Here is a 26,149-nt window from a genome sequence, read left to right on the forward strand (position 1 = left end):
CTTTTTCGCCCGGGAATGTCTACGCAAGAAGCGAGCTTGTCAATCACAAACGATCAAAATCAATCATATTGCACTGCACAATGAAATTATATGATCGGAAATGATTGACACTGCTCGTTTTGGGTGCCTAGATGTTGAGGCAGGGAGGAACCATGCACGAAAAAGAGCGCCACAGGATCATTCTGTCCGCCGTCCAGGAAAAACCTGTGGTGACGGTGCAGGAAATGGTCGATCTGACGGAGTCCTCCGAGGCGACGATCCGGCGCGATATCGCGGCACTCCATGTCCAGAAACGTCTGCGCCGGGTGCGCGGCGGCGCCGAGGCCATCTCGCCGCCGCAGTTCATCGGGCTGGCCGGCCGCCCCTTCTCCGTCAACGAAACGCTCAATGCTTCGCAGAAGCGAGCGATCGCTCGCGAAGCGGTCGAACTGTGCAAGGACGGTGAGCCGATCATCATCAATGGCGGCACCACCACCTTCCAGATGGTGCATTTCCTGACCGGCCGCCGCATGCCGATCTTCACCAATTCGTTCCCGATCGCCGAGCACCTGCTCAAGCACTCGAAGAACACGGTGATGCTGTCGGGCGGCACGATCTATCGCGAGCAGAACATCATCCTGTCGCCCTTCGACAATGACGTGACGCGCAATTTCTACGCGCGCCGCATGTTCATGGGCGCTCAAGGGTTGGGGCCGCTCGGCCTGATGGAGGGCGATCCGCTGCTGATCCAGGCGGAGCAGAAGCTGATCGACCAGGCCGACGAACTGGTGGTGCTGGTCGATTCCTCGAAATTCCGCAAACGCTCCAGCCTGATCTTGTGTGGTCTCTCGCGCATCGCCACCGTCATCACCGATGACGGCATCGAGGACCGCGAAGCCAAGATGCTGGAAACCGCGGGGGTGATGCTGATCGTCGCCCGCAAGTCGACAAAGGAAGAATCTTCACTGCAGGCCTGAGACACCTCACGCCCGCAGCGGCGATGGAATGCAACACTCAAGGGAGGAAATTCGATGAGCTTCTTGAAGAAATTGATGGTGACGGCCGCGTTTTCGGCAGCCATGTTCGTGAATGCCGCCTACGCGGAAAACGTCAAGATCGCGCTGGTGGTGAAGTCGCTCGGCAACGGCTTCTTCGATGCCGCCAACAAGGGTGCCGAAGAGGCAGCCAAGGAACTCGGCGACGTCGACATCATCTACACCGGCCCGACCAAGGCGACCGCCGAGGCGCAGATCGAAGTGGTCAATTCGCTGATCGCGCAGAAGGTCAACGCCATCGCGATTTCCGCCAATGACGCCGACGCGCTGGTGCCGGTGCTGAAGAAGGCCATGGAGCGCGGCATCACCGTCATTTCCTGGGATTCGGGCGTCGCCAAGGAAGGCCGCCAGCTTCACCTCAACCCGTCCGACACCGGCCTGATCGGCGAGACCATCATCAAGCTCGCCGCCGACTATCTGCCGGAAGGCGGCGACGTCGCCATCCTGTCGGCCTCCTCGACTGCGACCAACCAGAACGCCTGGATCGAAGCGGCCAAGAAGGTGCTGCCGGAGAAGTTCCCCAAGATCAAGCTCGTCGCCACCGTCTATGGCGATGACGACTCGGCCAAGAGCACCGATGAAGCCAAGGGCCTGCTGAAGTCCTATCCGAACCTGAAGGCGATTATCGCGCCGACCACCGTCGGCGTCGTCGCCGCGGCCCAGGTGGTCACCGACGAGAACCTGATCGGCAAGGTCAACGTCACCGGCCTGGCGCTGCCGTCGGAATTCAAGAAGTTCATCGACAACGGCGCCAGCCAGGCGGTTGCGCTGTGGAACCCGATCGATCTCGGTTATTCCGCCGTCTACCTCGCCCATGACCTGGCGGTGAAAAAGGAAGAGGCCAAGCCGGGCGCGACGCTGTCGATCGGCCGTGTCGGCAAGGTGACGCTCGACGACACCAATTCGGCCGCGATGGCTCCGCCCTTCAAGTTCGACAAGAGCAACATCGAGAAGTTCTCCAAGATCTATTGATCTCTGCGCCTTTCAAGCAGGCGCGGCGGGGCTTTGGTCCCGCCGCGTCTTCAACGGAACCTGATTTCAGGGCTTGATACGGATATGGACACGACGGCCCAACACAGCAAGACGAAGGAGCGGCCTCCAGCTTCTGCTCCACGCCTGACGCTGTCCGGTATCTCCAAGAGCTTTCCCGGCGTGCGGGCGCTGCACAATGTCAGCCTGTCGTTGTATCCCGGCCAGGTGACCGCGCTGATCGGCGAGAATGGCGCCGGCAAGTCGACGCTGGTCAAGATCATGACCGGGATCTACCAGCCCGACGCGGGCACCATCAGCATTGACGGCCAGACCGTGACCTTGCCCAGCGCGCATGCCGCGTTCGGCCACGGCGTCACCGCCATCCATCAGGAAACGGTGCTGTTCGACGATCTCAGCGTCGCCGAAAACATCTTTCTCGGCCATGCGCCGCGCTCGCGCTTCGGCACAATCGACTGGCGCACGATGCGCAAGAATGCACGAGAAGTGCTCGACACCATGCATGCCGGCCATATCGACGCCGACGCCCGGCTCAGGGATCTCGGCATCGCCAACAAGCATCTCGTTGCCGTTGCCCGCGCCATGTCGATCGACTCCCAGATCGTCATCATGGACGAGCCGACGGCCGCCCTTTCGATGAAGGAGATCGAGGAGCTTTTCCTTCTGATCGAATTCCTCAAGGAGCAGGGCAAGGCAATCCTGTTCATCAGTCACAAGTTCGACGAGATCTACCGCATCGCCGACCGCTACACGGTATTCCGCGACGGCGAGATGGTCGGCGAAGGCCTGATTAAGGATGCCGGCCAGAGCCAGATCGTGCGCATGATGGTGGGCCGTTCGGTCGACCACATCTTTCCGCAGCGCAAAGCCGAAATCGGCGCGCCGGTGCTCTCGGTCTCCGGCCTGTCGCACCCGACCGAATTCAACGACATCGGCTTTGAATTGCACAAGGGCGAAATCCTCGGCTTCTACGGCCTTGTCGGCGCCGGGCGCAGCGAGGTCATGCAGGCGATATCAGGCATCACCCGCACGTCGAGCGGCACGATCACGCTGGAGGGCAAGGCGATCGCGCCGAAATCGGCGGCTGAAACAATCGAGGCCGGCATCGTCTATGTGCCGGAGGAACGCGGCAAGCAAGGCGTGGTGATCGGCCTGCCGATCTTCCAGAACGTTTCCCTTCCGTCGCTCGCCCGCACCTCCAAATCCGGCATGCTTCGGCTGGCGGAGGAACTTTCGCTGGCCCGTTCCTACACCGAGCGGTTGGACCTGCGCGCCTCCTCTCTCAGCCAGGATGTCGGCACGCTCTCGGGCGGCAACCAGCAGAAGGTGGTCATCGCCAAATGGCTGGCGACCACGCCCAAGGTGATCATCCTGGACGAACCGACCAAAGGCATCGACATCGGCTCCAAGGCCGCCGTGCACGGTTTCATGGCCGAGCTTGTCGCACAGGGCCTGTCGGTGATCATGGTGTCGTCGGAACTGCCCGAAATCCTCGGCATGTCCGACCGTGTCGTCGTCATGCGCGAGGGTCTCGTCGCGGCGGTCTACGACAACAAGGGACTGGACGCCGAGACGCTGGTCAGGACGGCAGCGGGGATCGCGGCATGAAGGCTTTCCTCAAATATCGTGAGATCTGGCTGCTTGCGGCAATCGTCGTGCTGATCGGGCTGATCTCGACGCGCTTTCCGGCCTTCGCCGACCCAGCCAATCTGCGCCAGGTGTTCAACGACACCTCGATCCTGATGATCCTGGCGCTCGGCCAGATGGTGGTCATCCTGACGCGCTCGATCGACCTGTCGATGGCGTCCAATCTGTGCTTCACCGGCATGGTGGTGGCGATGCTGAACGCCGCCCATCCGGCGGTCCCGATCCCGCTGCTTATCGTCATCGCGCTGGCGGTCGGGCTGGTGCTCGGCGCCATCAACGGCCTGCTGGTATGGCGGCTCAACATCCCCTCGATCGTAGTGACGCTGGGCACGCTGACCATCTATCGCGGCGCCACCTTCGTCATCTCGGGCGGCGCCTGGGTCAATGCCGACAAGATGAGCCCAGATTTCATCGGCTTCCAGCGCGCTGCTTTCCTCGGCATTCCTGTGCTGTCCTGGATCGCCATCCTGGTCATTGCGCTGTTCTTCGTGCTGATGACGCGTACCGCGCTCGGCCGCTCGATCTATGCCATCGGCGTCAACCCGACGGCATCCGTCTATGCCGGCATCGATGTCGGGCGGACCAAATTCATCGTCTTCTGCATCTCCGGCATGATCGGCGGCCTTGCTGGCTACCTCTGGATTTCGCGCTATGTCATTGCCTCGGTCGAGGTCGCTAATGGCTATGAGCTGAACATCATCGCCGCATGCGTCATCGGCGGCATCTCGATCGCCGGCGGCATCGGCTCGGTCGGCGGTGCCGTGCTCGGCGCGCTGTTCCTCGGCATCATCTCCAACGCGCTGCCGGTCATCAACATCTCGCCTTTCTGGCAGATGGCGATTTCAGGCAGCGCCATCATCCTAGCCGTGGTGCTCAACGCACGCGGTGAACGCCAGCAGGGCCGCATCATCCTCAAGAAAGTGGAAGCGGTGACATGACCGACGTCCCTGCCCCGCGCCACATTCCCGACCGGCTCGACAAGCCGTTCTCTTCGGCGATCTTTTCCTGGGAAGCGCTGCTGGTCGTGGTTGCTATCGCCATCTTCGCCATCAACAGTTTTGCTTCGCCCTATTTTCTCGATCCGTATTCGTTGTCCGACCTGACTTTCAATTTCACCGAGAAGGGTCTGATCGCCTTCGCCATGGCGCTGCTGATCATTTCCGGCGAGATCGACCTGTCGGTGGCCGCCATCATCGCGCTCGCCTCGACCATGATGGGCATGGCTGTGCAAGCCGGCGCCGACACGCCAGTGCTGGTCCTGATCGGCATCGTCGTCGGGCTCGGCTGCGGCGCCTTCAACGGGCTGCTGGTCACGCGGCTTGGCCTGCCTTCCATCGTCGTCACCATCGGCACGATGAGCCTGTTTCGGGGCATCGCCTTCATCATCCTCGGCGACCAGGCCTACAAGGGTTATCCCGAAAGCTTCGCCTTCTTCGGCCAGGGTTACGTCTGGTGGGTGGTGTCGTTCGAACTGGTGCTCTTCCTCATCGCGGCCATCATCTACTGGTTTGTGCTGCATCGGACGAGTTTCGGCCGCCGTGTCTTCGCCATCGGCAACAACCCGGTCGCGGCACAGTTTTCCGGCGTGCGCGTCGGCCGCATAAAATTCATCCTGTTCTGCCTCACAGGGCTGATGTCGGGCATTGCCTCGGCGTTGATCACCTCCCGGCTCGGCTCGACGCGGCCGTCGATCGCGCAGGGCTACGAACTCGAGGTGATCACCATGGTGGTGCTCGGCGGCGTCAGCATCCTTGGCGGCGCCGGCAGCATCGTTGGTGTCGTGCTTGCCGCCTTGATCATGGGGCTGGTGACGTTCGGGCTCGGGCTGCTCAACGTGCCCGGCATCGTCATGTCGATCTTCATCGGCCTTCTGCTGATCATCGTCATTGCGCTGCCGATCATCTGGCGGCGGTTGCGCGGGGGACGCCTGGCCTGATGCCCGAGAAATACGCGTTCAAGATGATGCTCAAACCCGGCATGAAGGCCGAGTACAAAAAGCGCCACGATGAAATCTGGCCATCGCTGGTCGCGTTGCTGAAGCAGGCCGGTGTGTCCGACTACTCTATCCATCTCGACGAAGAGACCATCCTGTTCGGCGTGCTGTGGCGGCGCGATGGTCACGGCATGGACGACCTGCCCAAGCACCCGGTCATGCAGCGCTGGTGGGCTGAAATGGCCGACATCATGGAAACCAGGCCTGACAATGAACCGGTGGCGGTGCCCCTGGAAATAATGTTCCATATGGAATGAGCGTGATCCGCCACATCGCCGTCATCGATATCGGCAAGACCAATGCCAAGGTGGCGCTGGTGGATCTCGCCACATTGAGCGAGGTGGCGCTGCGCCGCGTGGCGAACGCGCCAGCGCGGCGGGCGCCTTACCCGCATCACGATGTCGAAGCGCTGTGGGCGTTCATTCTCGAGAGCCTTGCCGGCCTCGATCGCGAACAGCGCATCGACGCCATTTCGATCACCACCCATGGCGCGACAGGCGCGCTGGTCGATGCCTCCGGCGAACTCGTGCTGCCGGTTCTCGACTATGAATTCGACGGGCCTGATGAGCTTGCGGAAGACTATGACGCAATCCGCCCGCCCTTCGCCGAGACCGGCACGCCACGCCTGCCGCTCGGCCTCAATCTCGGCGCGCAATTCTTCTGGCAGCAGCAAAGTTTCCCGACGGAGTTCGCGAACGCCGTCGCGATGCTGATGTACCCGCAATACTGGGCGTTGCGCCTGACCGGTGTCGCGGCCAACGAGGTTACCTCGCTCGGCTGCCACACCGACCTGTGGAACCCCTGGACGGCGGATTTTTCCTCGTTGGTCGACCGCCTGGGCTGGCGCGACCTGATGGCGCCCGTGCGGCCGGCCAGAGATCGCCTAGGCCCGATCCTGCTCGCGCTTGCGGAGCGGACCGGGCTCTATCCACAAACGCCGGTCTTTTGCGGCCTGCACGATTCCAACGCCTCCCTGCTGCCGCATCTCCTGTCCGATGCGCCGCCCTTCTCGGTGGTCTCGACCGGCACCTGGGTGGTGTCGATGGCGGTCGCCGGCAGGACGGTGGCGCTAGATCCGGCAAGGGATACGCTCGTCAACGTCAATGCACTCGGCGAACCCGTGCCCTCCGCACGGTTCATGGGCGGCCGCGAATTCTCGCTGCTGACCGAAGGCTCGGCACAGAACTGGAACGATAGCGATGTCGCCGCGGTGCTGGCACGCAAGACGTTGCTTTTGCCTTCGATCCAGCAAGGCTCGGGGCCGTTTCCGCATCACACCGCAGCATGGCGCAAAGGAGAGGCGATCCCTCCCGGCCAGCGCTTTGCCGCCATCTCCTTCTACCTGGCGCTCATGACCGCCACCTGCCTCGACCTCATCGGCGGCGATGGTCCGACGACAGTCGAGGGACCTTTCGCGCGCAACCACTTGTTCACGCGGATGCTTGCCGCGAGCACCGGCCGCGCGGTCATCGCATCGGAAGCCGCTACCGGCACCAGCATCGGGGCCGCGCTGCTGGCATCGGATCGGGGAACGGGGCACGGCAAGGGTCAGACACAAGATCCGCCGGCCGATCCTGCCTGGGCGGATTATGCAGGCGCGTGGCGGGCGGCGGTCGAGGCTATAGGCTGATCAAAGGATGCGCTTGCCGAAGGCCCGCGCGGTGCGCACGATGTGGCCAAGGTCGATGGCGACTAGTGGTCCCGACATTTTTTACTCTGAGTTTGTAGAACCTATCAGGCAGATGCATCTTCCGTACTGTTGTCCAATCGGCGTTAAATATAGCGTAGTTGGTGGTCCCAATGCCGGAAACCAGAGCTCTTGTATGTGGCCACGTCTTTCGCGCAGAGAGGCGTGTCGCATTGGTCGTTCGTCATTCCGATGGCGAGTGGCAATTGACGTGTGGCGAGCATGATCATCCCGCAAACTGTGGAGATTTTGAAGTCGTCGGTCTTAACCATTTGACCGAGCGCCAAGAAAATCTGGCAGAGATTGGCGTACTTGAGCCCGGCTGGCTCGCAGAATGGGTGCGAGACGAATGGACTCGATGTCGCCACGACGATTAGTTCTCGCTCAGCTCCTGTAGATCAATCCCTGGGGATCGATCTCCGGTTTACGGCCGGCGACGAGGTCGGCGAGGAATTTTCCCGAGCCGCAAGCCATGGTCCAGCCGACATGACCGTGGCCGGTATCGAGGTAAAGGTTGCGGTATTTCGCCTGGCCGATGACCGGCACCGAGTTGGGCATCATTGGCCGCAACCCCGCCCACAGCTCGGCCTTCTTCTCGTCGAAGGCACCGGGGAACAGGTCCTTGCCGGTTCTGAACATGGTTGCAAAGTCGCTGGGTTTGTGGGTGCGGTCGAAGCCGGTGAATTCCGCAGTCGAAGCCAACCGCAGTCGATTGCCAAGGCGCGAATAAGCCATCAGCTGATCCTCGTCGGCGCCGCCCATGGTCGGCCCCTTGCTCTCATCCTCCAGCGGAATCGTCGCCGTATAGCCCTTCACCGGATAGACCGGCAGGTCGATGCCGTAGCGCCGGCCGAGCAGCCCGCTTTCGGGACCCATCGATATGACGACGGCGTCACCGGTGACCGGTCCGGCCGAGGTCATCACCGCGCGGATCCGGTCACCCTCTATGTCGAGGCCCTCGACCGTGGTGCCGTAAAGAAACCTCACGCCAAGCCTTTCGGCGGCATAGGCGGCCAAATTTTCGGCGAACTGCCGGGAATCGCCGGTCTGGTCGATCGGCGAGTAGACACCGCCGGCGATCTTTTCCTTCGCGCCGGCGAGACCTGGTTCAAGTTCGACCAGCCGGTCGCGGCCGACGATCTCGATCGGCAGGCCATGCTCGGCCAGATAGCGGTAATTGTCGGTGCCGGCGTCGAGACTGTGCTGCGAGCGGAAGAAGTAGAGAATGCCCTTCTTGCGCTCGTCGTAATGGATGCCGGTGTCGGCGGATATGGCGTTGATGCAGTCGCGCGAATAGAGAGCCAGCCGCAGCTTGACCTGGCTGTTGGCACGCAGGCGGGCCACCGTGCACTGGCGCACGAAGCGCAGGCTCCAGGCAAGGAAATAGGGATCGAAGCGCAGCCGCACCTTGATGCCGAGATCATGATTGTAGAGCCCGCGCAGGAACGTCTTAAGTGCCGCCGGCGAGGCCCAGGCGGTGGCATCGCCAGGAGACACGAGCCCGGCATTCGACTGGCTAGTGCCCCGCGCCGGCGCCGGATGGCGCTCGATCACCGTGACCTCGTGACCGTCGGCGGCCAGGTAATAGGCGGCCGCCGTCCCGACGACGCCAGCTCCAAGCACCGTTATTTTCATGCCATTCCCCAAAGCTCTCGCGGCACCGCGCCTCCACGCTGTGTCGCGAATGCTTCCATAGCGCGTCGCCGCGCGCCTTGCGAGCCCTGGGGCCTGTGAGCCCCTGGGAAAGCGCGTCAGCCCCGCGCGGAGTTCTTGCTGGTCAGGATGCGCTCCCAGGCGAGCGCGTCGTTGACGATCTGGTCGAGATCGTCGCGCTGCGGGGTCCAGCCGAGTTCCGACCGGGCGAGATCGGAATTCGCAACCACCGCCGCGGCGTCGCCGGGACGCCGGTCCCCCATCCTGACCTCGAAATCATGGCCGAAGGCGCGGCGTACGCTGTCGATCACTTCGAGCACCGAATAACCATGGCTGTAACCGCAATTGGCAACGAGGCTGGCGCCGCCGGCGCGCAGCCGCTGCAGGGCAAGGCGATGCGCGGCGGCCAGATCGCTAACATGGATATAGTCGCGCATGCAGGTGCCGTCAGGCGTCGGATAGTCGGTCCCGAACACCTGCATGAAGGGGCGCTTGCCGAGCGCGGTCTCGCAAGCGACCTTGATCAGATGGGTGGCGCCCGGCGTCGACTGGCCGGTGCGGCCCTTCGGGTCGGCGCCGGCGACATTGAAATACCGCAGCGCCGTGTAGTGTAGGTCATGGGCCATTGCCGCATCGCGCAGCATCCATTCGCTCATCAGCTTGGACAGGCCATAGGGCGATTCCGGCGCCAGGCGGGCGTCCTCGCGCACCGGTTCCAGCCCGGCGCCGCCATAGACGGCGGCTGTCGAGGAGAAGATGAAATTCGGCACGCCTTCGCGCACCGCGGTTTCGATCAGCGTGCGTGTCTTCGAGGTGTTGTTCTCGTAATAGGCGAGCGGGTCGGCGACCGATTCCGGGACCACGATCGAGCCGGCGAAATGGATAATCGCGTCGACCTTGTTCTCCCTGATGACCGAGCCCACCAATTCCTTGTCGGCGACATCGCCTACGACCAGTTTTGCTTCAGGCGCCACCGCCCATTCGAAACCGGTCGAAAGGCGGTCGAGAACGACCACGCTTTCGCCCGCATCCAGCAATTCCCAGACCATGTGGCTACCGATATAGCCAGCGCCGCCTGTCACCAAAACCGTCATCCCAAGTCCTCGCTTACCCAAGATTTATCGGAAACTGTCTCAACGACCGCCTTACTGGAAAGCCTGGCGGATGGCCATTAGAACTCTTGGTAACCGGCGTTCACTTGATGTGGCATCGTGCTGAAACAAAAGTGATCCATTGAGCGTGCCGTGAAGTGGGAATAGGCCACGATCCGCCAACGTTAGGAACAGGTGCGGGGCGTGGCATTTTGACCAAAATGGCCCGGTGGACGACCAATAGGGCAATGATTATGATCCCGCGCAAAATTGGGAAGTCGACATGAATTACCAGCGGTTCTTCGAAGAAGCGATCGACCAGCTCCATGCCGAGCGTCGCTACCGCGTCTTCGCCGACCTCGAGCGCATCGCAGGCAAGTTTCCGCGCGCCATCTGGCGTTCCAATGGCCGCGCCGAGGAAATCACCGTCTGGTGCTCCAACGACTATCTCGGCATGGGCCAGCACCCTGATGTCATCGCCGCGTTCCAGAACGCGGCCGGCAAGATGGGCTCGGGCGCCGGCGGCACCCGCAACATCTCCGGCACGTCCAACCCGCTGGTCGAGCTCGAGCAGGAGCTTGCCGACCTGCACGGCAAGGAAGCCGCCCTGGTCTTCACCTCCGGTTTCGTCTCCAACGAAGCCTCGATTTCGACCATCGCCCGGCTTTTGCCCAATTGCCTGATCATCTCGGACGAACTGAACCATGCCTCGATGATCGAAGGCGTGCGGCGCTCGGGCGCCGAGAAGAAAATCTTCCGCCACAATGACGTCGCGCATCTGGAAAGCCTTTTGCAGGCGGCCGGGCGCGAACGCGCCAAGCTGATCGTATTCGAGAGCGTCTATTCGATGGATGGCGACATCGCGCCGGTGAAGGAGATCGTCGAGCTTGCCGAGCGCTACAACGCCATGACCTATATCGACGAGGTCCATGCGGTGGGCATGTACGGGCCGCGCGGCGGCGGCATCACCGAGCGCGAAGGCCTGGCCGACCGTATCGACATCATCGAAGGCACGCTCGCCAAGGCCTTCGGCACGCTTGGCGGCTACATCACCGGCACCAGTGCGGTGATCGACGCGGTGCGCTCCTATGCGCCGGGCTTCATCTTCACCACCGCGCTGCCGCCGGCGATCGCCGCCGCGGCCACAACATCGATCCGGCATCTGAAGCGCTCGCAGGCAGAGCGCGATGCCCAGCAGCAGCAGGCGAGCCGGACCAAGCAGATCCTGTCGGCGGCCGGCCTGCCGGTGATGGAATCCGCCACCCATATCGTACCGGTGCTGGTTGGCGATCCCGAACTCTGCAAGATGGCCAGCGACCGCCTGCTTGGCGTGCACGGCATCTATATCCAGCCGATCAACTACCCGACCGTACCGCGCGGCACCGAGCGGCTGCGCATCACGCCGACGCCGTTCCATTCCGATGCGCTGATCGCCGAACTGCAGGATGCGCTGGTCGAAACCTGGGACGCGCTCGGCATTCCCTATGGCTCGGCCGGCCGGCCGGCCGTCGCGAAAAGCGACCGCATTATTCCCCTTCTGGTGCCAAAGTCAGGCGGCTGAAGGCAGGCGGCGGAAGCCGCCGCCTGCTCAAACAGTCTTCATCCACCTTGCCAGCCGGTTTGCCGCTTCCTCGAGCTGGTCGAGGCGGCGGTGGAAGCACAGCCGCAGGAACGCCTCGCCACCGGGGCCGAATGCGGTGCCGGGCGCCAGGCCGACATTGGCCTTGTCGACAATGTCGAAGGCAGCGCTGCGTGAATCGGTGGTGCCGTCGACCGTGAAGAACAGATAGAACGCGCCCTGCGGCACGGTGAAGCGTGCCTTGCCGGTGGCGCCGAGAATGCCGCAGACCAGGTCGCGCGCTTTCCGAGCCCGCTCCACCTGTTCGGCGACGAAGGCATCGCCCTCGTCGAGCGCCGCGACCGCGCCGCGCTGCATGAACTGGGCGACGCCCGAGTTCGAATACTGGATCAGGTTCTCGAACACCTGCTGCAGGCTCGGATGCGTCTTGATCCAGCCGACGCGCCAGCCGGTCATCGCCCAGTTCTTGGAGAAACTGTTGACGAACAGGATGCGGTCTTCCGCCTCCGCGATATCGAGGAAGGACGGCGCGCGGCCATGACCATAGTGAAACAGCGAATAAATCTCGTCGGCGATGATCCAAAGGTTTTTCGCACGCGCGAGATCGAGGATCGCCCGCAAGGTCTCATGGTCGGCGGTCCAGCCGGTCGGATTGGACGGCGTGTTGATGAACAACGCCTTCGTGCGCGGCGTGACCGCCGCCGCGACCTTCTCGACGTCGCATGACCAGCCATTTCCGGAATGGTCGAGCGTGACCGGCACCGGCACGGCGCCCGCGATCGCGGCGGCGGCGTCGAAATTCGGCCAGGCAGGCGAAAGGTAGATCACTTCGTCGCCGGCTCCCGCAAGCGCATCGAGCGCCAGCTGGATGGCATGCATGCCTGAGCCGGTGACGATGAATTGCTCCTCGGGGAAGGTTTTGGCGAAATGCCTGGCGTAGTAGCGGGCAAGCGCCTGCCTGAGATCGGGGATGCCCCTCTGCCAGGTGTAGAACGTCTCGCCACCGGCCAGCGCCTTCGACGCGGCATCGGTGATGAAGGACGGCGTCGGCAGGTCGCCCTCGCCGGCCCAGAGCGGGATCAGGCCTTCGCGCAATCTGCCGTAGTTGACGACGGCGACGATACCGCTTTCAGGCGCGGCCAGGGCCTCGGGGCGCAGGGTCTGGATCAGGGTCATCGGCGGGTCCGTTGTCTCGGGCATTCGTAAGCGCTGCTTACCAGATACGAAAACAGAAAACCCCGGCCGCGAACGACCGGGGTTTTGGTCCAGAGGAACCCTATCCGTCTATCGCCTGGCCAGCAGATCGCGGATTTCGGTCAAAAGCTGTACGTCAGCAGGCGGAGGGGCTGCCGCTGGCGCGGGCTTTTCTGTTTCCAGGCGCCTGCGCATGTTATTTACGGCCTTGACCATCAGGAAGATGATGAAGGCGAGGATGATGAAATTCAGCACCACGGTGATGAAGCTGCCATAGGCGAAAACTGCGCCTTGCTTTTTGGCGTCGGCCAATGTGGTGGCGTTGACGGCCGAGGAAAGCCCAAAGAAGTAGTTGTTGAAGTCCAACCCGCCGAAGATCGCGCCTACGATCGGCATGATGATGTCGTTGACCAGGGAATCGACGATCTTGCCGAACGCAGCGCCGATGATGACGCCGACGGCCAAGTCCATCACGTTGCCCTTGGAAATGAATTCCTGGAATTCTTTCAGCATTCGACCCTCCTTATCGTAACCGGCCGTTCTGCCGCTCCCACCTCTCCGGCACCGGCCCAAATCCAACATAACAAAAACCGGAAGTTGCAACATGGGCAAAAAGGAGAAAACAGCCGGTTTCTCCTTACCCTGCGTTACCTCTTTGAAATCAGACGCTTCATGCGCCCAAAGCGGTGATGGACTCGAACGCCAAGCTGTGATTGCGTCTGAGCGGACAGGTTAAAAATCGGCACAGGGAGGATCTTGCCGGCGTGCAGGGCTTGTTCATCGTCATCATCGCGATCGCCTACGTGACGCTGCTGTTTGCCATCGCCAGCCTGGGCGACCGCCGCTCGGCTTTGTCAGGCCCCGGTCGGGCGCGGCCCTTCATCTATGCGCTCAGCCTTGCCATTTACTGCACGTCCTGGACCTTCTTCGGCTCGGTCGGTCTCTCCTCCGAGCGCGGTCTCGAATTCCTCGGCATCTACACCGGCCCGGTGCTGGTGTTCGTGTTCGGCTTTCCGCTGCTCAACCGCATCGTGCGGCTGGCCAAGACCGAGAAGATCACCTCGGTTGCCGACTTCCTCGGCGCGCGGTACGGCAAGAGCTTCACCGTGGCCGCGATCGCCACGCTGATCGCCACGATCGGCGCCGTGCCCTATATCGCGCTGCAATTGAAGGCGATATCCGGCTCGGTCAGCCTGATGGTCGAGCACTATACGGGCTCGCCGCCCTCCTTCGATCCCTTCGTCAGCGACATCTCGCTGGTCGTCGCCATGCTGCTTGCGTTGTTCGCGGTTCTGTTCGGCACACGCCATGCCGACGCCACCGAACACCAGGACGGGCTGGTGCTGGCGGTTGCGGTCGAGACCGTGGTCAAGCTCGCCGCGTTCCTGGCGATCGGCCTCATGGTCACCTTCCTGATCTTCGGCGGTCCCGGCGACACGTTCGACCGGCTGGCGGAGACTGGCCAGGTACGGCAGGCAATGGGCTATTCGACATCGCTCGCCACCTGGCTGGTGCTGACGTGCCTGAGCGGCTTCGCCATCATCCTCCTGCCGCGGCAGTTCTATGTCACCATCGTCGAGAACCGCAGCGAGGCCGAACTGCGCACCGCGACATGGGTGTTCCCGCTCTACCTCGTGGCGATCAACCTGTTCGTGCTGCCGATCGCCTTTGCCGGCCTGACGCTCGTCGGCACAAGGACGAGCAGCGACCTTTATGTGCTGTCGCTGCCGTTGTTCAGCGGCCACGATTTCCTGGCCATGGCCGCCTTCATCGGCGGCCTGTCGGCGGCAACTGCCATGGTCATCGTCGAGAGCGTGGCGCTGTCGATCATGATCTCGAACGACCTGATCATCCCGCTGTTCGTGCGCCGGCTGTTGCGGACGACCACCTCCGAGAACGAGGATTGGTCGACGCTCATCCTCAATGTGCGGCGGGCATCGATCTTCATCCTTCTATTCATCGCCTTTCTCTACTATCGCGAGAGCACCAACAGCGCCCGGCTGTCCTCGATCGGCCTGATGTCCTTCGCGGCGATCGCGCAATTCGCGCCGGCCCTGATCGGCGGATTGATCTGGCGCGGCGCCAACGGCCGCGGCGCGGCACTCGGCATGGTCGCCGGCATCCTGGTCTGGGGTTACACGCTGCTGGTGCCGTCGCTCGTCGCGCCCGATACGGGCATCATCGTGCATGGACTGTTCGGCTTCGAGGCGCTGCGGCCGCAGGCGCTGTTCGGCACCGTGGCCGAACCGCTGAACCACGGCGTGCTGTGGAGCCTGTCGGTCAACGCGCTGTTCTTCGTCTTCGGGTCGCTATCGCGCGCGTCGGTGCCGCTGGAGCGCATCCAGGCATCGATCTTCGTGCCGCGCGAGGCCGGCCCGATGCCGAGCCTGCGCCGCTTCCGCACCGCCATCACCGTCAACGACCTCAAGGATACGATCGCACGCTATCTCGGTGTCGAACGCACCGAGCGGTCCTTTCAATCCTTCGAGAAGAGCAACGGCACCTCGCTGCACGGCCACGAGCAGGCCAGCATGGACGTCATCCGCTTTTCCGAGCAGCTATTGGCCAGCGCCGTCGGCTCCTCCTCGGCGCGTCTGATCCTGTCGCTGCTGTTCCGCCGCCACGACCGCGAATCCCGCGACGCCTTCCGCCTGCTCGACGACGCCACGGAAGCGCTGCAGCACAACCGCGACCTGCTGCAGATCGCGCTCGACCAGATGGAACAAGGCATCACCGTCTTCGACCGCGATTTCCGGCTGATCTGCTGGAACCGCCAGTATCGGGCGCTGTTCGACCTGCCCGACGAAATGGGCCAGGTCGGCGTTTCGCTCGACCAGATCCTTCGCCATCTCGCCGAGCGCGGCGACATTCCAGGCGACCAGCGCGTGACGATGCTCAACCGGCTGACCAGCTTCGTCAGCCCATGGCAGATGGAGCTGAAGACCAGCGGCCGCATCCTGGAACTGCGCTCCAACCCGATGCCGGACGGCGGCATCGTCGCCACCTATGCCGACATATCCGGACGCGTCGAGCAGGACCTGGCGCTGAAGCGCGCCAATGAATCGCTGGAGCAGCGCGTCAAGACCCGCACCATCGAACTGACTGGGGTCAACGAGGAATTGACCCGGGTCAACGAGGAACTGGCGCAGGCGCAGATGCTCGCCGAGGAGGCCAATCTCGGCAAGACACGCTTCCTCGCCGCCGCCGGTCACGACATCCTGCAACCTTTAAATGCCGCCCGGCTCTATTGCTCCTCGCTGATCGAGAAGGCCGGCAAGGGGCCGACCGGCAAGGCGGCCATCAACATCGAATCCTCGCTGGAATCGGTCGAGACTATTCTGGGCGCCGTGCTCGACATTTCGCGCCTCGATGCCGGCGCGATGAAGCCTGATGATACCGCCTTCCGCCTTGATGGCCTGCTGCGCCAGATCGGCAATGATTTTCGGCCACTGGCCGCGGAGAAAAAGCTTGGCCTGACGATCATGCCGTCGTCGCTTACGGTGACGACGGACCGCAACCTGTTGCGCCGCCTGATCCAGAATCTCGTTTCCAACGCCATCAAATACACCCGCCAGGGCCACATCCTTGTCGGTGTGCGGCGGCGCGGCGACCTGGCCGAGATCCAGGTCATCGACACCGGCATCGGCATTGCCGGCGACAAGCTGAACACCGTCTTTCATGAGTTCACCCGGCTGGATGAAGGTGCGCGCGAAGCCGAAGGTCTTGGCCTCGGCCTCTCCATCGTCGACCGCATCGCCCGGGTGCTCAGGCTCGAAATCCGCATCTTCTCCAACCCGGGCAAGGGCACGCGGTTTTCAGTCATCCTGCCGGTGGCAGCCGCACAGGAGCCGCGACGCGAGGTCGAGACCAGGGCGCCGGCCCGCGCGGCGGCTTCGCTGTCCGGGCTGCATGTGCTGTGCATCGACAACGACGTCCGTATCCTCGAGGGCATGCGGCTGCTGCTCGAAGGCTGGGGCTGCAATGTCGCCACGGTCACCGGTTCGGGGGATCTGGACAAGGCCGCGATCGACCGTACGGACATCGTGCTTGCCGACTACCATCTCGACCGCGAAACCGGTCTCGACATCATCATCAGGCTGCGCGCGACGCACGGCAACGACCTGCCGGCCGTGCTGGTGACGGCCGACCGCTCCAACGAGGTGCGAGCCGCCGCGGCAGGCCTCGACATCCCGATGATCAACAAACCGTTGAAACCGGCGGTCCTGCGTTCGATGATGGCCAGGTTCAGGCCGATGGTGCGGGCGGCGGAGTGACGTCGAAGCGCCCAGGCCCATCGCCTGTCTCAGCGAGAATGGTCGCGAGCACCAGGCGCCGGCCTTCAGCCCGCGGGGTGCAACGGGTCGCTGCCGATCTTGGACAGCAAAATCACCGCCTGGGTGCGGCTGTCGACGCCGAGCTTCTGCAATATCGCCGAGACATGTGCCTTGATGGTGGCTTCGGAGACGCCGAGCTCATAAGCGATCTGCTTGTTGAGCAGGCCTTCGGCCAGCATGCCGAGCACGCGTGTCTGCTGCGGGGTCAACGCCTGCAGCCGCTTGATCAGGTCCGATATTTCGGGATCGCGTTCGACGCCGAGGTCGACGCCGACAGGTGCCGCGATATCACCGGCAAGCACCGACTGCACGGCGCCGCGGATTTCTTCCATGCTGGCCGACTTGGAGATGAAACCGGAGGCGCCGAGATCGAGAGCGCGCCGGATGGTCGCTGGATCGTCATGCGCCGACACCACGACCAGCGGCACCGCCGGATGGATGCCGCGCAGCGAGATCAGGCCGGAGAGGCCGCTAGCGCCAGGCATCGACAGGTCGAGCAGCACCAGATCGACATCTTCATTGGCCACGACCAGCGCCTTGGCGCTTTCGAAATCGCCGGCCTCGTGAATGGCGCTGACATTGCCGATGCCGGCAAGCGCCTCACGCAGGGCTCCTCGAAACAGCGGGTGATCGTCGGCGATGACGAAAGAATAGCCTGACGGCAAATGTCCCTCCCCGAATCCCCGATTTACTGCTTTTTGCGGGATCAGTCGGACGATTATGAGGGGCCGCGCGCTGTTTTCAAGCGGCAAAGCCAGCGCGGCGCGTTTTCCCTCGTCTATAGCGCTCAGGTCTTCTGCGAGTTGAGCTGGGCGCCGCCGTCGCTGTCCTTGTCCATATCCTTGACGATGCCCATGAACCCTTTCAGGAAGCGCTCCATGTAGCTCATCGTCTTGTTGAAATCCTCTTCGCTCGGCAGTTTCGATTCGAGGCGGGCGGAGAGCGAATTCTCAAGCCTCGTGACGCGCTCGTCCATTGCCTTCATCGAGGTCTGCAAGCGATCGACTTCGTCCTGGTAGGCGGCGCGTTCATCGGCCGCCATCTTGCAGACGAGCTGGCCCGAACGCTCCTCGCAGATCGACATCGCGCCGGTTTGCGTATCCATGCGGATATAGCCGGTGGCCGACTTTTCCAGCCGGTAGCGGTCGGTTTCTTCAGAGTAAGCAGAGGCCGCGACCAGAGAAACGAGCGCGGCGGGGATCAAGATGTGCTGCAGACGCATGTTGTCCTCCATGGCCAAAGCCTGAAATATCGCATGTTTGCGCCGGAAATAGGGAAGACCGTTGGCGTGGCCTTCCCCGCGCGACTGGTTCGGATTATAGCGCAACCATGTCACAGATTATCTACAAGATAACCCCGCAAGCGCCTTGGCGCGAGGCCGAAGCCAATGGCCGCTTCACCGGAGCGCCGATCGACATCGTCGACGGCTTCATTCATTTTTCGACGGCAGAGCAGGCCGAGGAGACCGCGGCAAAGCATTTCTCCGGACAGACCGACCTTCTGCTGGTCGCCATCGATGGTGCCAGCCTGGGTGATGCGCTGAAATTCGAGGTCTCGCGCGGCGGCGCGCTGTTTCCGCACCTCCATGGCGTGCTCGACCTGAAGGCGGTGCTCTGGGTCAAGCCGCTGCCGCTTGGGGCCGACGGTACCCACCAGTTCCCCGCCCTGGAGGGGCAATGAGCGTGCTCGACCGGATCGGCCAGAAACTGCTGTTCACCTTCGATCCGGAAACCGCGCACGGCCTGTCCATCGCGGCACTGCGCTGCGGCCTGCCGGTCGGCGCGCGCATGACGCCCGATGCACGGCTGAAAGTCGACCTTTGCGGTCTCGATTTCCCTAATCCGCTCGGCATGGCGGCAGGCTATGACAAGAACGCCGAGGTGCCGGACGGGCTGCTCGGGTTGGGCTTCGGCTTCGCCGAGGTCGGCACCATCACGCCGCTGCCGCAATCCGGCAACCCGAAGCCGCGCATATTCCGGCTGACATTGGATGAAGCCGTCATCAACCGGCTGGGCTTCAACAATGAAGGCCATGCGGCGGCCGAAAAACGCCTTGCGGCGCGCAAGGGGCGCGGCGGCATCGTCGGTGTCAACATCGGCGCGAACAAGGACAGCACGGACCGCGTCAGCGACTATGAGCGAGGCGTCGCCCGCTTCGCGCCCCATGCCAGCTATCTCACCGTCAACATTTCCTCGCCCAATACGCCGGGCCTGCGCACCATGCAGGCACGCGAACAGCTTGGTGAACTCCTGTCGCGCGTCATGGCCGCGCGCGCCGCGGCATTGGCGCAGCCACCGGTTTTCCTCAAGATCGCGCCGGACCTGGTCGAGGCCGAGCTGGAGGATATCGCCGCCGAAGTCATGGAAAAGCGGATCGACGGCGTCATCGTTTCCAACACCACGATTTCACGGCCGGCGCTGCGCAGCGGCAATGCCGCGCGGGAGACCGGCGGGCTTTCGGGAAAGCCGCTGTTCGAGCGTTCGACCATCGTGCTGGCCAGAATGCGCAAGCTGCTCGGGCCGGACATGGCCATCATCGGTGTCGGTGGCGTCAACTCAGCCGAAACCGCACTGGAAAAGATCCGCGCCGGCGCCGATCTCGTCCAGCTCTACACCGGCATGATCTATGCCGGACCGGCGCTGCCAGGCCGGATCGTCGCCGGGATGGCACGCTTTGCTGAAACAGAGAACCTCAGGTCGATGCGCGAATTGCGCGACAGTCACCTTGACCGATGGGCGTCGAAGCCGCTCAGTTGAACGCGGTTTGCATCCGCAGCCGCAAGATCGTCAGTAGGCTCAATCCCCGCACCAGCAGGAAAACGTGCAAAGCGGCCCACAGGCCGTGATTGCCGAAGGCGGGCGCCAGCGTGATCAGTGCGGCGGCAAAGACGAGGAACGACAAGAGCATCATGTTGCGCATGTCGCGTGACCATGTCGCGCCGATGAAAACGCCATCCATCTGGAACGCCAGCACGCCGCTCAGCGCGGTGAACGCCGCCCAGGGCAGGTAGGTATCAGCTACGGCGCGGACCTCTTGCGATGTCGTGACGACGGCGACCAGATTGGCGCCCGCCAGCAACAGCACCAATGTCGCGCCACCGGCCAAGCCGAAGCCCCAGAACAGGGTCAGGCGGACCGCCTGCCGGAAGGGTTGCGACGCACGTGCGCCGATGGCGCGGCCGGCGAGTTGTTCGGCGGCGGTGGCGAAACCGTCGAGGAAATAGCCGGCGACGAGAAAGAAGTTCATCAGCACCGCATTGGCGGCGAGCGTCACCGTGCCGAACTGCGCGCCCTGGCGGGCGAACAGCGCGAAGGCGGCAAGCAGTGAGAACGAACGGATCATGATGTCGCGGTTGAGCGACAGCATCCGCAGGAAGGCGCCCATGTCGAGCAAGCGGTGGCGAGGCAAGGGCGGACTGGACCGGAACCGGCGCACCACGATCGCGAGACCAAGCAGCATGGCGAGGAATTCGCCGGTGACGGTTGCCCAGGCGACGCCGGAAACGCCCCAGCCAAGTTCAAGGCCGAGCAGGAAGCAGAGCGCGATGTTGATGCCGTTGAGCACCAGTTGCAGGACAAGCCCGAGCCCGCCCTCGCCGCGCCCCAGCACATAACCGAGGACTGCGTAGTTGATCAGCGAGAACGGGGCGGCGAGCAGCCTGATCCTGACATAGACGCCCATCGCCTCGCTGACGCGTGGTCCGGCGTCCATGAACCACTGGCCGCCAACGGCGATGAGCGGCGAAAGCGCTGCCAGCACGACGCCGGCAACGACCGCGATCAGCACGGCGCGCCAGAACACCGCCTGTTCCTCGAGAGCGTCTCCACGCCCGAAAGCCTGAGCGACGAGGCCGGTGGTGCCCGAACGCAGAAAATTGAAAGTGGTGAAGACGACGTCGAAAGCCAGCGCGCCGGCCGCCAGGCCGCCAAGCAAGGCGGCATCCCCGAACTGGCCGACCACAGCCGTATCTACGAGGCCAAGCAGCGGCGTCGTCAGATAGGCGAGCGTCATCGGCACGGCGATGGCAAGCACCGAGCGGTTGGTGACGGAAAAGGCCCTGGCGTCGGTCGGGATGGCACCCTTGTCCAAGGATTGCTGCCTTGCTGATTGCGGCTTGATCGGGGAACCGATGTGCCCCATTTTCCGGCCACCGCGCAATCGCTCTTCCGCGACGGCCAACCGAAATCCCGCTCTGGCGCGAGCCGCCGGACCAGTCTCATGCCCCTGCAGATCGTCCATCATCCCGACTACGACGCCGGCTTCGCGACCAACCATCGCTTTCCGATGAGCAAATATCCCCTGCTGATGGAGGCCTTGCGAGCACGCGGCCTGGCCGAACCCAATGCGCTCAACATAGCCGAACGCGCGCCGGCATCATGGCTGAAGCTCGCCCATGCGGCCGCCTATGTCGACCAGGTCCTCTCCTGCTCCGTGCCGGAAAAAATCGAGCGAGAGATCGGCTTCCCGGTCGGCCCGCGCGTCTCGCTGCGCGCACAGCTTGCCACCGGCGGCACGGTGGCGGCGGCGCGGCTTGCCTTGCGCCATGGCATCGCCTGCAACGCCGCCGGCGGCAGCCATCATGCGCGGCGCGCGCAAGGCGCCGGCTTCTGCACCTTCAACGACGTCGCCGTCGCCTCGCTGGTTCTGCTTGAAGAGGGCGCCGCACAGAACGTCCTGGTGGCCGACCTCGACGTGCATCAGGGCGACGGCACGGCGGACGTTCTGAGCGATGAGCCGCGCGCCTTCACCTTTTCCATGCATGGCGAGCGCAATTACCCCGTGCGCAAGATCGCCTCGGACCTCGATGTCGCGCTGCCCGACGGCACGGGCGACGACGCCTATATCGAAAGGCTGGCCGCCGTCTTGCCGGAGCTGTCGGCCAGGGCGCATTGGGACATCGTCTTCTACAATGCCGGCGTCGACGTCCATGCCGGGGATCGGCTCGGCAGGCTGGCGCTTTCCGACAGCGGCTTGCGCGCCCGCGACGAAATGGTCATCGGCCATTTTCGGGCGCTTGGCATTCCTGTCTGCGGTGTCATCGGCGGCGGATATTCCACCGATGTGCCCGCACTTGCCCAGCGTCACGCCATCCTGTTCGAGGTGGCGTCGGGCTATGCCTGAAAGTCACTTCCGGTAGTTGGCGATCCTGAGCAGGATGAAAGCCGGCACCACGATCGCGGCGCCAAGCAGGATGTAGCCGAGGAAGCGGTCGATGGCGTGGAAGCCGAGATTCCAGAGATCGATGAAGAATTTCTGGATGCCGTAAAACACATCCATCGGCGACCAGCCGAAGGCGTTCATGACCAGGCCGACGAGAAAGGATACCACCAGCAGCTTCAGGACAACCCTGAGCGGCGAGTCGCCGAGAAAGCGCGTCAGTGCGGACAAGGCCGTCTCCCGATTGAGATGCCCGGACTCATGGGCACGGCCCAGAGATACGTGCTTGGCGGCCATCCATCAAGCCAGCGCGCGCCAAGGAGCGTTGCTAGCTTCCGACTGCCACTGAAAGCCCGCAACGCTCAAGCATCTGCGCCAGAGGCGACCCCTGTGGAACGGCGCGGTCCATCATCCAATGGCGGAGCGTATGGTCGAACAGATGAATGCACAGAGTGCGCGTCGTGCCGATATCCGAAAGCGAAAGGTCCGGATCGAGCAACATTGCGACCTGATGGTGACTGAGCGGATAGAAGACGTCGATGGGCACCGCGTGACCGATGTCGCCGGCCCTGCTGGCGAAATAGGTGAGCGCCTCAGGGCCTAGCCGGCCCCAACTGTAATTGGAAATGTGGATTGGCAGGCCGATGAATTTGCGCAACCTGTAGCGCATCAGCTTGGAGCGGTTGAGCCACGGCACGATGTAGTACGGATCTTCCGCGAATTTCAGCATCTCAAGCAGTGTCCGGCTGCCGGCGGGCAATTTCAGCACGGCGCCGTTAAGTTGGTCGCTCGACTGGTAGCCGAAGATATAGTCCTGTTTCGGGATGGGCTTGAGGCAAAACACGTCGCAATCGACGTACAGCCCGAGCCCTGCTTCCAGGATCTTCAAGCGGTAGAGATTGGAAAAGAGAGACGGACTTCCGTTCGACCTGTAGTGGACAATCCGGTCCTTTGCCATCAGGTTCGAGGCGTCGACGGTTTCGACACCTGGCGGAACATTGCGCGGGATGTCGTAACAATGAAGATGCACCCGGTGGCCCGCCAGCACGAAGGAACGCAGGCACGCGGCATGCAGGTCGTCCAGGGCTGCTCCGATCCAAACGGCATTGACGACAGGTTCGATGGCGCCATCCGGCGCTGCCTCCGGACGTTGCCTGTCCATGCCGGTCACTGGCCCTCGATGCTCCTGACCTCTGCAGTGAAATCGCTGATGATCCTGGCAGGCGACCGCAGTTCACGCATGGCTGCCCTGTATCCGGTCGCCCGTTCCTCGAGTCCCCGCATGGGCTGGCAGAGGTCCCTCAGGAGATCGACCCCATGGCCGCCATATGGGCGAAAATACCGCCCGGCCGCCGCATCCAGCGAACCTGCCGGCAACCCGACTGGCACGCAGCCGGCATAGGCACATTCAATATATTTCATCAGCTCGACATTGTAGCGTGTCCCGCAAAGGAAGAAGTGGGTGAATTGCGCCGCAAGACCGACATAGCGCGCATGGGTGATGTCATGACGCGGCGGCTTTCCATGTTCGGGATATCCCGGATGCTTCAGGTCGAAGATAAGCAGTCGCAGCCAAGGAAATCGCGAACGCCGGCGACGCAAGGCGTAGCGCACCGGGTATAAGGTTTTGGAATTGCTGCCCGACAGGAAGACCCTGCGGCGACGGATCGCCAAGGGGATCTCGACCTCCCGCGAGGAATCGTAGGGATAGGGCAAATGGACCACGCGAGAGACTTTCAGCATCTTTACGAATGCCAGGAATGGTCCCTCGGGATCATAGGTCGTGGCATAGTGAACGCCGGCATGGTCGCCGCAATCGAAGATGAACCTGACACAGGGGTTGGTTGTCTCCGGCATGTCCGAATCGCTGACCCGGAAAAAGAGCGTGGGCCTATCGCTTGCGGGGAGTGCCAGTTGCATTTTCAGCACCTCGACGTCGCCGGGCTCCAGGCGATTGTCGACGACGGCGATCTCGCAATCGCCCCGGCCCATCTGGCTGATTGGTCGGATTTCCCATGACAACGGGCTGGCGAAGGCCGGGCCCACGCCTGGGTAGATTGCCTTGTCATACGGATGCGTGTCCGAATGGAAATAGATGATCCGCAAAGCAGTTCCCCCGAATTGCCCTGGTACCAGCGAACTGAGGCCCCACTCTGAGGGCCGATTGCCGTCAGGTTTTGTAGGCTCCCGCGCGTCAGGCGGGCAACCGGGAAGCCTGTTCATCTCGAACAAGTGATCGAGTTTCCCGGCTCCCCGAGGTCCACAATTCTTAAAATGAGGAACGAATTCATTTTAATTTATTGAAAATAAAGCACAAAATCGTCGATTTCCAGTTTTGCGCAATGTGCGTGCAATTTTCACTTGCGAGATATCAGACGTCTTTCAGGTGACGGACCGCGCGGCGCTCTGCCCCCTACCACCGCCGGCGAAAGCCGGTCCCCAGAACCGGGCGACCATCCCTGAAAGACACTCATCGGAGCTGACCGCCTCAACGGTCAGGCTCCTCAGCAATTAACCAGCGTATCGGGTGCGGATACGCGTTTGTGTTGGAGTAATGCATTGTCCCCTCAAGCAAAGATCGTCCTGACGGCGAGTGCCCTCGCCCTGTGCTTTCTCGGGCCGGCGATGGCCGCCGACCTATCCCCCGCCTACAATGATCCTCCTGCCTTCCAGTGGAGCGGCGCCTATGTCGGCATCCATGGCGGCACAGCGTTCACCGGGATGCCGAACCCGTTCGCCGGCCGAAACGGCTTCAGCGGCGGCGTCCAGGCCGGCTACAACCAGCAGATGGGTCCGGCGGTGCTCGGCGCCGAGATCGAAGGTTCCTATCTGGGTGGCGCCGAACACGATGTCCGGGGCGGCAAGATCAAGGAAAAATGGCGCGGCGCGGCAAAGGCGAAGGCCGGCGTGAGCTTCGACCAGACGTTGCTGTTCGGAACCGGCGGCGTGGCCATGACCAGGTTCGACAAGGGCGACGGCGTGAGGAGCAGCGACGGATGGAAGGTCGGTTACCTCGTCGGTGCCGGCATCGAGCAGGGCTTCGCCGGCGGCCTCTCGGCCAAGGTCGAGTACGACTATGTCCGCACCCCCGGCGTGGAAACGACATCGGCCCTTGGCAGATCCAAGGAGACGATCGGCAGCCATGAGTTGAAAGCCGGCATCAACTACCGGTTCTAGAAGCAGCCGATGACCGACCTCGATCGCGCGATGGCCGCAACGGCATCGCGCGATCTTGTTGTTTGATGCATTGACGCCCGGACGCGGACGTCTGCTCGAGGCAAAGAGCATTCCGTGCTTGTCGCAATGTCGATGTAATCTTCGCAATCTAGGTCCCTTGCGTGAATTTTCACCATGGGAATCAGCAATGTCCACGCATCGCCCCGGCCAGCGGACGTCCAAGCTATTGCCCATTGCGACCGCGCTCGCATTGGCCGGGTGCGCGTCCGACATCATGAAGAACTATGTCGGACAACCGGTCGAATCGGTCGTTCTGGATTACGGGCCGCCAACGGCGATCGTCGACCTCGGCCAGGGAGAGCGCGCCTATCAGTGGCGCCAGGTCTCGACGTCAGCGGTTTCCGGGACATCCAGCGGCGAAGGTCGCCACACAAGACACGGAACCGTCTATGAAGAGACCGAAACGCGCGGCTATATCGAGCGTCAGGAATGCTTCTACACATTTTACGCCCGTGGTTCCGGCGGCCGCTGGTTCATCACCAATTTCCGCCGGCCGAAGCTGGAATGCGAATGAACCGCCGCACCGCAAATCCGGCGGCCGCGGGTGAAGGAG

The 26,149-nt window shown here is 62.9% G+C and carries 24 protein-coding genes; 14 read left to right on the forward strand and 10 right to left on the reverse strand.

Going from position 1 to position 26,149, the window contains the following annotated elements:
- Positions 1-152: 152 nt before the first annotated feature.
- The 7 genes from C7I87_RS11780 (at position 153) to C7I87_RS11810 (ending at position 7,294) form a co-directional block, all read left to right on the forward strand.
- A complete protein-coding gene (locus C7I87_RS11780; protein ID WP_149904366.1) occupies positions 153-956 on the forward strand; it encodes a DeoR/GlpR family DNA-binding transcription regulator in 804 nt (267 codons plus the stop codon).
- A gap of 54 nt (positions 957-1,010) precedes the next feature.
- Positions 1,011-2,006, forward strand: coding sequence for a rhamnose ABC transporter substrate-binding protein (gene rhaS / locus C7I87_RS11785; protein WP_149904367.1), 996 nt, complete (start codon positions 1,011-1,013; stop codon positions 2,004-2,006).
- A gap of 84 nt (positions 2,007-2,090) precedes the next feature.
- The gene (locus C7I87_RS11790; RefSeq protein WP_149904368.1) at positions 2,091-3,632 is read left to right on the forward strand and encodes a sugar ABC transporter ATP-binding protein; all 1,542 of its coding nucleotides are present in this window, start codon (positions 2,091-2,093) and stop codon (positions 3,630-3,632) included.
- Complete coding sequence (locus C7I87_RS11795) at positions 3,629-4,609, forward strand: ABC transporter permease (RefSeq protein WP_149904369.1); 981 nt, start codon at positions 3,629-3,631, stop codon at positions 4,607-4,609. Before C7I87_RS11790 ends, C7I87_RS11795 begins: the two co-directional genes overlap by 4 nt.
- Complete coding sequence (locus tag C7I87_RS11800; protein WP_149904370.1) at positions 4,606-5,607, forward strand: ABC transporter permease; 1,002 nt, start codon at positions 4,606-4,608, stop codon at positions 5,605-5,607. The genes C7I87_RS11795 and C7I87_RS11800 overlap by 4 nt, the downstream gene beginning before the upstream one ends.
- Positions 5,607-5,921: an L-rhamnose mutarotase gene (locus C7I87_RS11805; protein ID WP_149904371.1), complete on the forward strand. Its 315-nt coding sequence runs from the start codon at positions 5,607-5,609 to the stop codon at positions 5,919-5,921. The genes C7I87_RS11800 and C7I87_RS11805 overlap by 1 nt, the downstream gene beginning before the upstream one ends.
- Complete coding sequence (locus tag C7I87_RS11810; protein WP_149904372.1) at positions 5,918-7,294, forward strand: FGGY-family carbohydrate kinase; 1,377 nt, start codon at positions 5,918-5,920, stop codon at positions 7,292-7,294. Before C7I87_RS11805 ends, C7I87_RS11810 begins: the two co-directional genes overlap by 4 nt.
- 441 nt (positions 7,295-7,735) lie before the next feature.
- Here the strand turns inward: C7I87_RS11810 and C7I87_RS11815 are convergent, their stop codons facing one another.
- Positions 7,736-8,986, reverse strand: coding sequence for a D-amino acid dehydrogenase (locus tag C7I87_RS11815; protein ID WP_149904373.1), 1,251 nt, complete (start codon positions 8,984-8,986; stop codon positions 7,736-7,738).
- Positions 8,987-9,102: 116 nt separating this feature from the next.
- Positions 9,103-10,098, reverse strand: a complete 996-nt coding sequence (galE, locus tag C7I87_RS11820; protein WP_149904374.1) for a UDP-glucose 4-epimerase GalE — start codon at positions 10,096-10,098, stop codon at positions 9,103-9,105.
- A 280-nt stretch (positions 10,099-10,378) separates the two neighbouring features.
- Between galE and hemA the strand changes: the two genes are divergently transcribed.
- Positions 10,379-11,656: a 5-aminolevulinate synthase gene (hemA, locus tag C7I87_RS11825; RefSeq protein ID WP_149904375.1), complete on the forward strand. Its 1,278-nt coding sequence runs from the start codon at positions 10,379-10,381 to the stop codon at positions 11,654-11,656.
- A 27-nt stretch (positions 11,657-11,683) separates the two neighbouring features.
- On the opposite strand, the gene C7I87_RS11830 is transcribed toward hemA, so the two are convergent.
- Together C7I87_RS11830 and mscL are read right to left on the reverse strand one after the other, a co-directional pair.
- Positions 11,684-12,850: a pyridoxal phosphate-dependent aminotransferase gene (locus tag C7I87_RS11830; RefSeq protein WP_149904588.1), complete on the reverse strand. Its 1,167-nt coding sequence runs from the start codon at positions 12,848-12,850 to the stop codon at positions 11,684-11,686.
- Positions 12,851-12,958: 108 nt separating this feature from the next.
- A complete protein-coding gene (mscL, locus tag C7I87_RS11835; protein ID WP_149904376.1) occupies positions 12,959-13,381 on the reverse strand; it encodes a large conductance mechanosensitive channel protein MscL in 423 nt (140 codons plus the stop codon).
- A gap of 251 nt (positions 13,382-13,632) precedes the next feature.
- Here mscL and C7I87_RS11840 point away from each other — a divergent pair, with 251 nt between their 5' ends.
- Positions 13,633-17,142: a PAS domain-containing hybrid sensor histidine kinase/response regulator gene (locus C7I87_RS11840; protein ID WP_149904377.1), complete on the forward strand. Its 3,510-nt coding sequence runs from the start codon at positions 13,633-13,635 to the stop codon at positions 17,140-17,142.
- 65 nt (positions 17,143-17,207) lie between these two features.
- Here C7I87_RS11840 and C7I87_RS11845 read toward each other — a convergent pair whose 3' ends face one another.
- Both C7I87_RS11845 and C7I87_RS11850 read right to left on the reverse strand, forming a co-directional pair.
- Positions 17,208-17,867, reverse strand: a complete 660-nt coding sequence (locus tag C7I87_RS11845) for a response regulator transcription factor (RefSeq protein ID WP_149904378.1) — start codon at positions 17,865-17,867, stop codon at positions 17,208-17,210.
- Between the two features lie 122 nt (positions 17,868-17,989).
- Entirely contained in the window at positions 17,990-18,424 is a 435-nt protein-coding gene (locus tag C7I87_RS11850; RefSeq protein ID WP_149904379.1) for a hypothetical protein, read from the reverse strand.
- A 107-nt stretch (positions 18,425-18,531) separates the two neighbouring features.
- Here C7I87_RS11850 and C7I87_RS11855 point away from each other — a divergent pair, with 107 nt between their 5' ends.
- On the forward strand, positions 18,532-18,882 hold the full coding sequence (locus tag C7I87_RS11855; protein ID WP_149904380.1) for a DUF952 domain-containing protein: 351 nt from the start codon (positions 18,532-18,534) through the stop codon (positions 18,880-18,882).
- The gene (locus C7I87_RS11860; RefSeq protein ID WP_149904381.1) at positions 18,879-19,958 is read left to right on the forward strand and encodes a quinone-dependent dihydroorotate dehydrogenase; all 1,080 of its coding nucleotides are present in this window, start codon (positions 18,879-18,881) and stop codon (positions 19,956-19,958) included. The genes C7I87_RS11855 and C7I87_RS11860 overlap by 4 nt, the downstream gene beginning before the upstream one ends.
- Here C7I87_RS11860 and C7I87_RS11865 read toward each other — a convergent pair.
- Positions 19,951-21,291 (reverse strand): MATE family efflux transporter, encoded by a 1,341-nt coding sequence (locus tag C7I87_RS11865; protein WP_149904382.1) that lies wholly within the window; start codon positions 21,289-21,291, stop codon positions 19,951-19,953. The genes C7I87_RS11860 and C7I87_RS11865 overlap by 8 nt on opposite strands.
- A gap of 129 nt (positions 21,292-21,420) precedes the next feature.
- Here C7I87_RS11865 and C7I87_RS11870 point away from each other — a divergent pair, with 129 nt between their 5' ends.
- Entirely contained in the window at positions 21,421-22,323 is a 903-nt protein-coding gene (locus C7I87_RS11870) for a histone deacetylase family protein (protein WP_149904383.1), read from the forward strand.
- Positions 22,324-22,326: 3 nt separating this feature from the next.
- Here C7I87_RS11870 and C7I87_RS11875 read toward each other — a convergent pair whose 3' ends face one another.
- The 3 genes from C7I87_RS11875 to C7I87_RS11885 form a co-directional block, all read right to left on the reverse strand.
- Positions 22,327-22,590 carry a DUF6460 domain-containing protein gene (locus tag C7I87_RS11875; RefSeq protein ID WP_127278856.1) on the reverse strand — a complete coding sequence of 88 codons (264 nt, stop codon included), beginning with the start codon at positions 22,588-22,590 and terminating at the stop codon, positions 22,327-22,329.
- 97 nt (positions 22,591-22,687) lie between these two features.
- Positions 22,688-23,521 (reverse strand): glycosyltransferase family 32 protein, encoded by an 834-nt coding sequence (locus tag C7I87_RS11880; RefSeq protein ID WP_149904384.1) that lies wholly within the window; start codon positions 23,519-23,521, stop codon positions 22,688-22,690.
- A 5-nt stretch (positions 23,522-23,526) separates the two neighbouring features.
- Positions 23,527-24,465: a hypothetical protein gene (locus C7I87_RS11885; protein ID WP_149904385.1), complete on the reverse strand. Its 939-nt coding sequence runs from the start codon at positions 24,463-24,465 to the stop codon at positions 23,527-23,529.
- Between the two features lie 453 nt (positions 24,466-24,918).
- On the opposite strand from C7I87_RS11885, the gene C7I87_RS11890 reads away from it, so the two are divergent.
- Together C7I87_RS11890 and C7I87_RS11895 are read left to right on the forward strand one after the other, a co-directional pair.
- Positions 24,919-25,536 (forward strand): outer membrane protein, encoded by a 618-nt coding sequence (locus C7I87_RS11890; protein ID WP_149904386.1) that lies wholly within the window; start codon positions 24,919-24,921, stop codon positions 25,534-25,536.
- 187 nt (positions 25,537-25,723) lie between these two features.
- The gene (locus C7I87_RS11895; protein WP_149904387.1) at positions 25,724-26,110 is read left to right on the forward strand and encodes a hypothetical protein; all 387 of its coding nucleotides are present in this window, start codon (positions 25,724-25,726) and stop codon (positions 26,108-26,110) included.
- Positions 26,111-26,149: the final 39 nt, after the last annotated feature.

Origin of the sequence: Mesorhizobium sp. SARCC-RB16n (assembly GCF_008520305.1) — a bacterium.
In the GTDB taxonomy this organism is placed as follows: Bacteria; Pseudomonadota; Alphaproteobacteria; order Rhizobiales; family Rhizobiaceae; genus Mesorhizobium.

Excerpts from the sequence above, each read along its gene's own strand:
- C7I87_RS11780 (WP_149904366.1), top strand. The coding sequence starts at position 153 with ATGCACGAAAAAGAGCGCCACAGGATCATTCTGTCCGCCGTCCAGGAA.
- rhaS (WP_149904367.1), top strand. The coding sequence starts at position 1,011 with ATGAGCTTCTTGAAGAAATTGATGGTGACGGCCGCGTTTTCGGCAGCC.
- C7I87_RS11790 (WP_149904368.1), top strand. The coding sequence starts at position 2,091 with ATGGACACGACGGCCCAACACAGCAAGACGAAGGAGCGGCCTCCAGCT.
- C7I87_RS11795 (WP_149904369.1), top strand. The coding sequence starts at position 3,629 with ATGAAGGCTTTCCTCAAATATCGTGAGATCTGGCTGCTTGCGGCAATC.
- C7I87_RS11800 (WP_149904370.1), top strand. The coding sequence starts at position 4,606 with ATGACCGACGTCCCTGCCCCGCGCCACATTCCCGACCGGCTCGACAAG.
- C7I87_RS11805 (WP_149904371.1), top strand. The coding sequence starts at position 5,607 with ATGCCCGAGAAATACGCGTTCAAGATGATGCTCAAACCCGGCATGAAG.
- C7I87_RS11810 (WP_149904372.1), top strand. The coding sequence starts at position 5,918 with ATGAGCGTGATCCGCCACATCGCCGTCATCGATATCGGCAAGACCAAT.
- C7I87_RS11815 (WP_149904373.1), bottom strand. The coding sequence starts at position 8,986 with ATGAAAATAACGGTGCTTGGAGCTGGCGTCGTCGGGACGGCGGCCGCC.
- galE (WP_149904374.1), bottom strand. The coding sequence starts at position 10,098 with ATGACGGTTTTGGTGACAGGCGGCGCTGGCTATATCGGTAGCCACATG.
- hemA (WP_149904375.1), top strand. The coding sequence starts at position 10,379 with ATGAATTACCAGCGGTTCTTCGAAGAAGCGATCGACCAGCTCCATGCC.
- C7I87_RS11830 (WP_149904588.1), bottom strand. The coding sequence starts at position 12,850 with ATGACCCTGATCCAGACCCTGCGCCCCGAGGCCCTGGCCGCGCCTGAA.
- mscL (WP_149904376.1), bottom strand. The coding sequence starts at position 13,381 with ATGCTGAAAGAATTCCAGGAATTCATTTCCAAGGGCAACGTGATGGAC.
- C7I87_RS11850 (WP_149904379.1), bottom strand. The coding sequence starts at position 18,424 with ATGCGTCTGCAGCACATCTTGATCCCCGCCGCGCTCGTTTCTCTGGTC.
- C7I87_RS11855 (WP_149904380.1), top strand. The coding sequence starts at position 18,532 with ATGTCACAGATTATCTACAAGATAACCCCGCAAGCGCCTTGGCGCGAG.
- C7I87_RS11860 (WP_149904381.1), top strand. The coding sequence starts at position 18,879 with ATGAGCGTGCTCGACCGGATCGGCCAGAAACTGCTGTTCACCTTCGAT.
- C7I87_RS11870 (WP_149904383.1), top strand. The coding sequence starts at position 21,421 with ATGCCCCTGCAGATCGTCCATCATCCCGACTACGACGCCGGCTTCGCG.
- C7I87_RS11880 (WP_149904384.1), bottom strand. The coding sequence starts at position 23,521 with ATGGACAGGCAACGTCCGGAGGCAGCGCCGGATGGCGCCATCGAACCT.
- C7I87_RS11895 (WP_149904387.1), top strand. The coding sequence starts at position 25,724 with ATGTCCACGCATCGCCCCGGCCAGCGGACGTCCAAGCTATTGCCCATT.